This window comes from Shimia sp. (assembly GCF_041624275.1).
Lineage (GTDB): Bacteria > Pseudomonadota > Alphaproteobacteria > Rhodobacterales > Rhodobacteraceae > Shimia.
In genome coordinates, this window is record NZ_JBFJVE010000157.1 from 1 (window position 1) to 7,553 (window position 7,553).

Here is a 7,553-nt window from a genome sequence, read left to right on the forward strand (position 1 = left end):
GCAAACTGGAATTGCCTTCCACCGGCTGGCTGCGCAAGTACCGGGTGCGGGTCAACGGGCGCCCCGCCGAGGAAACGCTTGAGCCGCTGCGCAAGGGCATCACCATCGACGGCGAACGCTTTCAGCCGATGCAGGTGGCGCTGGACCGCCAGCAGGGCGCCAATGCCTGGCTCACCGTCGGGCTGCGCGAGGGCCGCAACCGCGAGATCCGCCGCGCCATGGAGGCGGTCGGCCTGTCGGTGAACCGGCTGATCCGGGTCTCTTACGGCCCCTTCCAGCTGGGTCAGCTGAAACAGGGCGAGGTCGAGGAAGTCCGCCGCCGGGTGCTGCGCGACCAGCTTGGCGGCGAGGCAGAGAAACCGACCGAAAAGCGCCGCAGCCCGCAGCGCCGGCGGCGCAACTAGCAGCAGGGCCGGGCGCAGGCGGTCTTAGTAGCCGCTGTCGCGATCGACCAGATGCAGAAAGGCTTCGCCGGCTTCACCGCGCCGGATGTTCTCGGCGATCACCCGGCTGGCGCTGCCGGGCCGGGTTTCGCTGGCGATATGCGGGGTCACGGTGACCCGGGGGTGCGCCCAAAAGCGATGTTCGGGCGGCAGGGGCTCGGTGCGGAACACATCCAGTGTCGCATGGCCGACCCGCCCGTCGTCCAGCGCCGCCAAAAGCGCCGCATCGTCGATCAGCTGGCCGCGCCCGGGATTGAGGATCACCGCCCCCTCGGGCAAGAGCCCAAGCGCACGGGCATCGACGATATTGTCGGTGGCGGCGGTGCGCGGCAAGAGAAGCACCAGGATGTCGGCGCGGGCCAGCGCCCGGTCAAGCCCCTCGGCGCCGCTGAGACAGGTGACGCCCTCGGCCTCTTTCGGGCTGCGGCTCCAGCCGCTGACGTCAAAGCCGAGATCGGCAAGGGCGCGGGCACAGGCCATGCCCAGCGCCCCGAGGCCAAGCACCGTCACCCGGCGGTCGGGCGCCAGCGGCGGCACCTCGGCGCGCCAGACGCCGTCCTGCCCCAGAATATGCCGGTCGATCCCCAGATGGTGACGCAGCACATGGCCGCTCACCCATTCCACCATGCCCTGGGTCAGCCCCTGGTCGACCAGCCTTGCCAGCGGCTGGGTCAGGGTGGCGTTGTCGACGATGCTTTCCACCCCGGCCCAGAGGCTGAGCACCGCCTTGCAGCGCCGGTAGGGGGTGAAATCCTGCACCGCGCCATTGGGGGCGTAGACGATGTAATCGACATCGGATGGCGCAAACTCAGCGCGCAGGTCAACCTCGAGCCCGGCCTCGGCAAAGGCCCTGCGCAGCGGGGTTTCATAGGTCTCCCAGCGTTCGGGGCGGGCGGCGAACAGCACGTTGATCATGGCAGGGGTCCGGAATTACTCGGGGGTTGCGCGAAGATGTTCGGCACCAGTCAGGCCACAGCGCGGCGGCAAGTGCAAGCCCCGCCTTGGCCGGCTAGCGGGGGCGGTGAACATGGGCGCTCTGGATCAGGCCAAAGGCCACCATCAGCACCAGCATCGCCGAACCGCCGTAAGAGACCATCGGCAGCGGCACGCCGACCACCGGCGCCAGCCCCATGACCATCGACATGTTGACCGCGAAGAACAGGAAGAAGGCCGCCGCGATGCCCAGCGTCAGCAGCGATGAAAAGCGGTCGCGGTTGGCCAGCGCTGCCAGCACGCAGAAGATGACGATCAGCGCATAGAAGCCCAAAAGCGAGATACTGCCGACAAAGCCGAATTCCTCGGCCAGGGTGGTAAAGATGAAGTCGGTGTGTTTCTCGGGCAGGAAGTTGAGCCGCGACTGGGTGCCCTGCATGAAACCGCGCCCGGTCCAGCCGCCCGAGCCGAGGGCGATCTTGGACTGGGTGATGTGATAGCCCGCGCCAAGGGGGTCGCTGGCCGGATCGAGAAAGGTGTCGATGCGGCGGAACTGGTAGTCCTTCAAGAGCTGCCAATCGGTGCCGCGCGACTGGAACACCGCCGTCACCAGCCCCAGCCCGATGGCAAAGACGGCGGCGAAATAGCCCCAGTGGACGCCGGCCATGAACATTACCATGGCGCCGCCGAACAGCAGCAAAAGCGCGGTTCCGAGATCGGGCTGGCGCAGCACCAGCGCGGTCGGCAGCAGGATCAGCACCACCGGAAGCACCACCCACAGCGGCCGCGACAGCCGCCCGGGCGGCAGCCAGTCGTAATAGGCCGCCAGCGCCATCACCAGCGTGATCTTCATCAGCTCCGAAGGTTGCAGCCGCATGAAACCAAGGTCGATCCAGCGCTGCGCCCCCATGCCGACACTGCCCATCAGCTCGACCAGCACCAGCAGCACGATCGTCGCCACATAGGCCAGGCCCGACATGTTGCGCCAGAACCAGATCGGCACCATGGCCACCACCAGCATCAGCGACAACCCGAGGCCAAAGCGCTTGATCTGCGGCGCCGCCCAGGGGCTGAAGGAGCCGCCGGCCACGGAATAGAGCATCATGAATCCGACCCCGGCCACCGTTGCCAACAGCAGGACCAGCGGCCAGTTGAGATAAAGGATCTTGCGCAGGCCGGTGGGGACGGTCTTGACCGAATATTCCAGATAACTCATGTCCGCGCCCCGCTCCGCCTGCCCTGCCGGTCGGGGATCACCGCCCGCAGCCGCTCCTGTTGCGCGGCGATGGCCTCGCGGTCGCGCGCCGGATAGGCGCTGAGCGGCGGTTCGGCGCCGTAAAGCGCCTGAAGGGTGATGTCGCGGGCGATCGGCGCCGCCGCGGTCGAGCCGCCGCCGCCGTGTTCGACCACCACCGCAACGGCGATTTCCGGCGCTTCGAAGGGCGCGAAATTGACGAACAGCGCATGGTCGCGGCGCTCCCAGGGCAGGTCTTCGTTCTTGGTCACGCCGCTGGCGCGTTCGGCGGCGCTGATGTTGCGCACCTGGCTGGTGCCGGTCTTGCCGGCCAGCCGGTAACCGTCTTCGATGATCCGGCTGCCATAGGCGGTGCCGCGCCGGTGGTTGGAGACCGCGAACATCGCCTTGCGGACCTGGCGCAGGTGGTTTTCGTTGATCCCCAGCGACGGCGCCGGGGGGGTGGCGGTCTCGACCCCGTCGACGGATTTGACCAGCCGCGGCTCCAGTGCCAGCCCGGTGGCGATCCGGGCGGTCATCAGCGCCAGTTGCAGCGGCGAGGCGAGAACATAGCCCTGTCCGATCGAGGTGTTGACGGTATCGCCCAGAACCCACGGCTGGTCACGCACGCGGGCCTTCCAGTCGCGGCTGGGATTGAGCCCGCGCGCGATGCCCGAAAGTGGCAGATCATGGCGTATGCCCAGCCCGAGCCGGTCGGCCATGGCCGAGATCTTGTCGATCCCCAGTTGCAGCGCCACTTCGTAGAAATAGACGTCACAGCTTTCACGCAGCGCCTTTTGCAGGGTCATGTGACCATGCCCGGCCCGTTTCCAGCAGTGGAACTTGCGATCCGACACCTCCAGAAAGCCCGGGCACCAGATGGTGTCTTCCGAGGTGATGATGCCCTCTTCCAGCGCCGCCAGCGCCACCACCATCTTGAAGGTCGATCCCGGCGGATAGGTGCCCTGCACCGATTTCGCCGCCAGGGGCCGATAGGCATTCTCGGTCAGCGCCTTGTAGTCGGCTACCGAGATGCCGGTAACGAAAAGATTGGGATCAAAGGTCGGCGATGAGTTGATCGCCAGAAGATCACCGCTGCGGCAATCGACGACTACCGCCGCCGCGCTTTCGTTGCCCAGCCGGGCCTGAACATAGGATTGCAGGCCCTGATCGACGGTCAGTTGCAGGTCTTCACCGTGCTGGCCCTCCTGACGGTCCAGCTCGCGCATCACCCGTCCCACCGAGTTCACCTCGACCCGCTTGGAACCGGCCAGGCCGCGCAGCTCGGCCTCGCGCTTGGCCTCGACCCCGACCTTGCCGATCTGGAAGCGCGGGATCCGCAGCAGCGGGTCGGGACGTTCGATCTTGGACAGGTCATAGTCGCTGACCGGTCCGACATAGCCGACCACATGGGCGAAATCGCCGTCCAGCGGGTATTGCCGCGACAGGCCCACCTCGGGTGTCACGCCCGGCAGGGCCGGCGCATTGACCGCCACCCGGCTCATTTCCTCCCAGCTGACATGGTCGGCCAGGGTCACCGGCAGGAAGGGCGCCGAACGCTTCATCTCGGCCCGCGCCCGGTTCAGCGCCTCGGGGTCCAGCTCGACGAGGGTCGCCAGCCGGCCGATCACCGCCTCGACGTCGCCGGCATCCTCGCGCACGATGCTGATACGGTACGATGGCTGATTACGGGCGATCGGCACGCCATTGCGGTCGAAGATCTCGCCCCGGGCCGGCGGCAGCAGCCGGATATTGACGCGGTTTTCCTCGGCCAGAAGGCGGTATTGGTCGGCCTGGTTGATCTGCAGCTGGCGCATGCGCAGCGCCAGGAGTCCCATGAAACCCAGCTGCACGCCCCCCAGCAGCAAGGCCCGCCGGCTGAGCGTGCGGTGGGCGCCGCCGTGATCCGGGCCCGGGCGCGTCACGGGGCACCTGCGACGGCATCGGTCTCGCCCGGGCGCAGCTTGCGCACCCCCATCGCGAGCCGCGACACCAGGACCACCAGCGGATAGGCCAGCACGTTCATGAACAGCTGGGTCAGGCTGATCCCCAGCGCCGGCTGTTCGACAAGAAACACCGCCAGCACCAGCCGGTTGGCCAAGAGGATCGCCGCCAGCGCCGCCGCCGCGGTCAGCCATTCGAGCGCGAAGGGCGAATCGCGCAGCCCCGGCTCCTGATGTTTCAGCATCTGGCGGGCGGCGACCAATATGGCGGCCATCACCCCCGGCGGGCGCATGAGAATGAAATCGGCCAACAGCGCCACCACGGCGACCGACAGCGCCGGCACGTATTCGGGCCGCCGGATCGCCCAGACGACGGTGAACAGCAGGATCAGGTCGGGTCCGGCCCAGCTGCGCGGCGCGGTTTGCAGCGGCAGCAGCTGAAGATAGAGGATCGCCAGGACCAGCAGCAGGTAGACCAGCCGCATCTGCCATTTGCGCGTATTTGCCGTTGCCTCAGCCATCCTGCGCCCCGCCCTCGGGCATGGCCCCCGGCAGGATGACCCCGCCCGGTGCCGTGATCTTCTCCTGTCCATGGTCGCGCAGCACCCGCAGGAATTCGAGCCTTTCGTAATCGGCGGCCAGCCGCACCCGCAGGCGCCCGCCCGGGTCGATGGCGACCTGCCCGACCAGAAGGCCGCTGGGAAAGACCCCGCCGTCACCGGAAGAGATCACCCGGTCGCCGGGGCGGACCTGATCGGGGTTTTCCAGAAAGTCGATGAAAGGGGCGATGGAATTGTCGCCGGCGACGATCGCGGTCTGCCCCGAGGGCTGGATCAGCACCGGGATGCGGCTCGAGCTGTCGCTGAGCAGGATCACCCGGCTCGAGGATTTGCCGACCCCGGAAATCCGCCCCACAAGACCGATACCGTCCATCGCCGCCCAGCCGTCGACCACCCCGTCGCGGGCGCCTATATTGAGCAGCACCGACTGGCGGAACGGCGAGCCGCTGTCGGCCAGCACCACGCCGGTGACGAAGGTCAGCCGCGGGTCAAGCCGCACGTTGTTGAGATCGAGAAGCCGGGCGTTTTCCTGTTCGAGCTGCAGCGCCGCCTCTTTCCAGGCCTTCATCTGCTGCAATTCGCGGCGCAATTCGCGGTTCTGTTCGACGATGCGCTGATAGCTCTGGAAGTCGCGCGCCAGGTTGATCGCGCCGGTCACCGGCGCCATGGCCCAGTCCATCGAGGGCACCACCGCGTCGACCACCTGGGCGCGGAACCTTTCGACCCGGGGGCTGTCGATGCGCCAGACAAGGAAGACCGCGACAAGACACAGCAGCAGCGTGGCCAGCAGAAGACGCTTCAGCGGCCCCACATAATCATCACCCTGGCTCCGGTCCCTGGCCAAATCATCCCCAGTTCAGATCTGCTGCAAAAGACTGGCACGTGCCCGTGCCGGCCGTCAAATCCGGCCTAGCTGTCGTAGTCGATGGCGTGGCGCAGCTGCTTTTCGTATTCCAGCGCCTTGCCGGTGCCCAGCGCCACGCAGCTGAGGCTTTCGTCGGCGATCGACACCGCCAGCCCGGTCTGCTCGCGCAGCGCCAGATCGAGATCGCCCAAGAGCGCGCCGCCCCCGGTGAGCATCACGCCACGGTCGACGATGTCGGCGGCAAGATCCGGCGGCGTGGCCTCGAGCGCGGTCATCACCGCCTCGCAGATCTGCTGCACCGGCTCGGCCAGCGCCTCGGCGACCTGCGCCTGGCTGATCTCGGTTTCCTTGGGCACGCCGTTCAAGAGGTCGCGGCCACGGATCTGCATCGACTGGCCGCGGCCGTCGTCGGGCATGCGGGCGGTGCCGATCGAGGTCTTGATACGTTCGGCGGTGCTCTCGCCGACCAGGAGATTCTGCTGGCGGCGCAGATAGTTGATGATGGCTTCGTCCATGCGGTCGCCGCCGACGCGCACCGAGCGCGCATAGACGATGTCGCCAAGGCTCAGCACCGCCACCTCGGTGGTGCCGCCGCCGATGTCGACCACCATGTTGCCGGTGGGATCGGTGATCGGCATGCCGGCGCCGATGGCGGCGGCGATGGGCTCGGCGATCAGCCCGGCGCGACGTGCGCCCGCCGACAGAACCGACTGGCGGATGGCGCGTTTTTCCACCGGGGTGGCGCCATGCGGCACGCAGACGATGATCTTGGGCTTGGAGAAGGTCGAACGTTTGTGCACCTTGCGGATGAAGTGCTTGATCATTTCTTCGGCGGTGTCGAAGTCGGCGATCACCCCGTCGCGCATCGGGCGAATGGCCTCGATCGAACCGGGGGTGCGGCCCAGCATCAGCTTGGCGTCCTCGCCGACGGCGAGCACCTTCTTGACCCCGTCCTTGACGTGATAGGCGACCACCGAAGGTTCGCTGAGGATCACACCCTTGCCCTTGACATAGACCAGCGTGTTGGCCGTCCCGAGGTCGATGGCCATGTCAGAGGTGAACAGGCCGCCCAGTTTTCCCAGCATGTAATATCCGTTCCGCAGAATACCCGAAATTGGCCCGCGACTCTGACGAGGCGGGCCCGGTTTCTTATATGGGGGGCGGCCCCCATGTGAAAGCCCCCCCCGGGGGTGAATCAGCGCCTTTCCGCCGTGTTTGCCCCCTATTCTTCGGCCCCGCGCCGCGCTAGGGAAGGGGATGCTGTCTTATCAACATATCTACCACGCCGGAAACCTGGCCGACGTCCAGAAACACGCGCTTCTGGCGGTGATGCTGGACTATCTGACGCGCAAGGAAAAACCGCTGAGTTACCTCGAGACCCATGCCGGGCGCGGGCTTTATGACCTCGGCTCCGAGGCGGCGCTGAAAACCGGCGAGGCGGCGGCGGGGATCGAAGCGGTGGCCGGCTGGTTCGGCGCCGACCACCCCTATCACCGGGCGCTGGGCAAGCTGCGGGCGCGCCATGGGGAAGCGGTTTACGCCGGCTCGCCGGTGCTGGCCGAGACCCTGCTGCGC

Annotated in this window: 7 protein-coding genes and 1 pseudogene; 2 read left to right on the forward strand and 6 right to left on the reverse strand. The window is 67.2% G+C overall.

The features are described from left to right. Positions 1 to 404 (forward strand): annotated as a pseudogene (locus tag ABZD10_RS11855) (pseudouridine synthase); the annotation flags it as partial. A 24-nt stretch (positions 405 to 428) separates the two neighbouring features. Here ABZD10_RS11855 and ABZD10_RS11860 read toward each other — a convergent pair. From ABZD10_RS11860 to ABZD10_RS11885, 6 genes are all read right to left on the reverse strand, one after another. After that, complete coding sequence (locus tag ABZD10_RS11860) at positions 429 to 1,358, reverse strand: 2-hydroxyacid dehydrogenase (protein WP_372886736.1); 930 nt, start codon at positions 1,356 to 1,358, stop codon at positions 429 to 431. 94 nt (positions 1,359 to 1,452) lie between these two features. After that, positions 1,453 to 2,592, reverse strand: a complete 1,140-nt coding sequence (gene rodA / locus ABZD10_RS11865) for a rod shape-determining protein RodA (RefSeq protein ID WP_372886738.1) — start codon at positions 2,590 to 2,592, stop codon at positions 1,453 to 1,455. Next, positions 2,589 to 4,535, reverse strand: a complete 1,947-nt coding sequence (mrdA, locus tag ABZD10_RS11870) for a penicillin-binding protein 2 (protein ID WP_372886740.1) — start codon at positions 4,533 to 4,535, stop codon at positions 2,589 to 2,591. The genes rodA and mrdA overlap by 4 nt, the downstream gene beginning before the upstream one ends. Beyond that, positions 4,532 to 5,074 (reverse strand): rod shape-determining protein MreD, encoded by a 543-nt coding sequence (locus tag ABZD10_RS11875; protein WP_372886742.1) that lies wholly within the window; start codon positions 5,072 to 5,074, stop codon positions 4,532 to 4,534. Before ABZD10_RS11875 ends, mrdA begins: the two co-directional genes overlap by 4 nt. Next, entirely contained in the window at positions 5,067 to 5,957 is an 891-nt protein-coding gene (mreC, locus tag ABZD10_RS11880) for a rod shape-determining protein MreC (protein WP_372886743.1), read from the reverse strand. The genes ABZD10_RS11875 and mreC overlap by 8 nt, the downstream gene beginning before the upstream one ends. 65 nt (positions 5,958 to 6,022) lie before the next feature. Further along, complete coding sequence (locus ABZD10_RS11885) at positions 6,023 to 7,063, reverse strand: rod shape-determining protein (RefSeq protein WP_372886744.1); 1,041 nt, start codon at positions 7,061 to 7,063, stop codon at positions 6,023 to 6,025. 172 nt (positions 7,064 to 7,235) lie between these two features. Here ABZD10_RS11885 and rlmJ point away from each other — a divergent pair. Continuing rightward, positions 7,236 to 7,553 (forward strand): 23S rRNA (adenine(2030)-N(6))-methyltransferase RlmJ (gene rlmJ, locus ABZD10_RS11890; protein WP_372886746.1); only part of this gene is annotated, 318 nt, incomplete at its 3' end.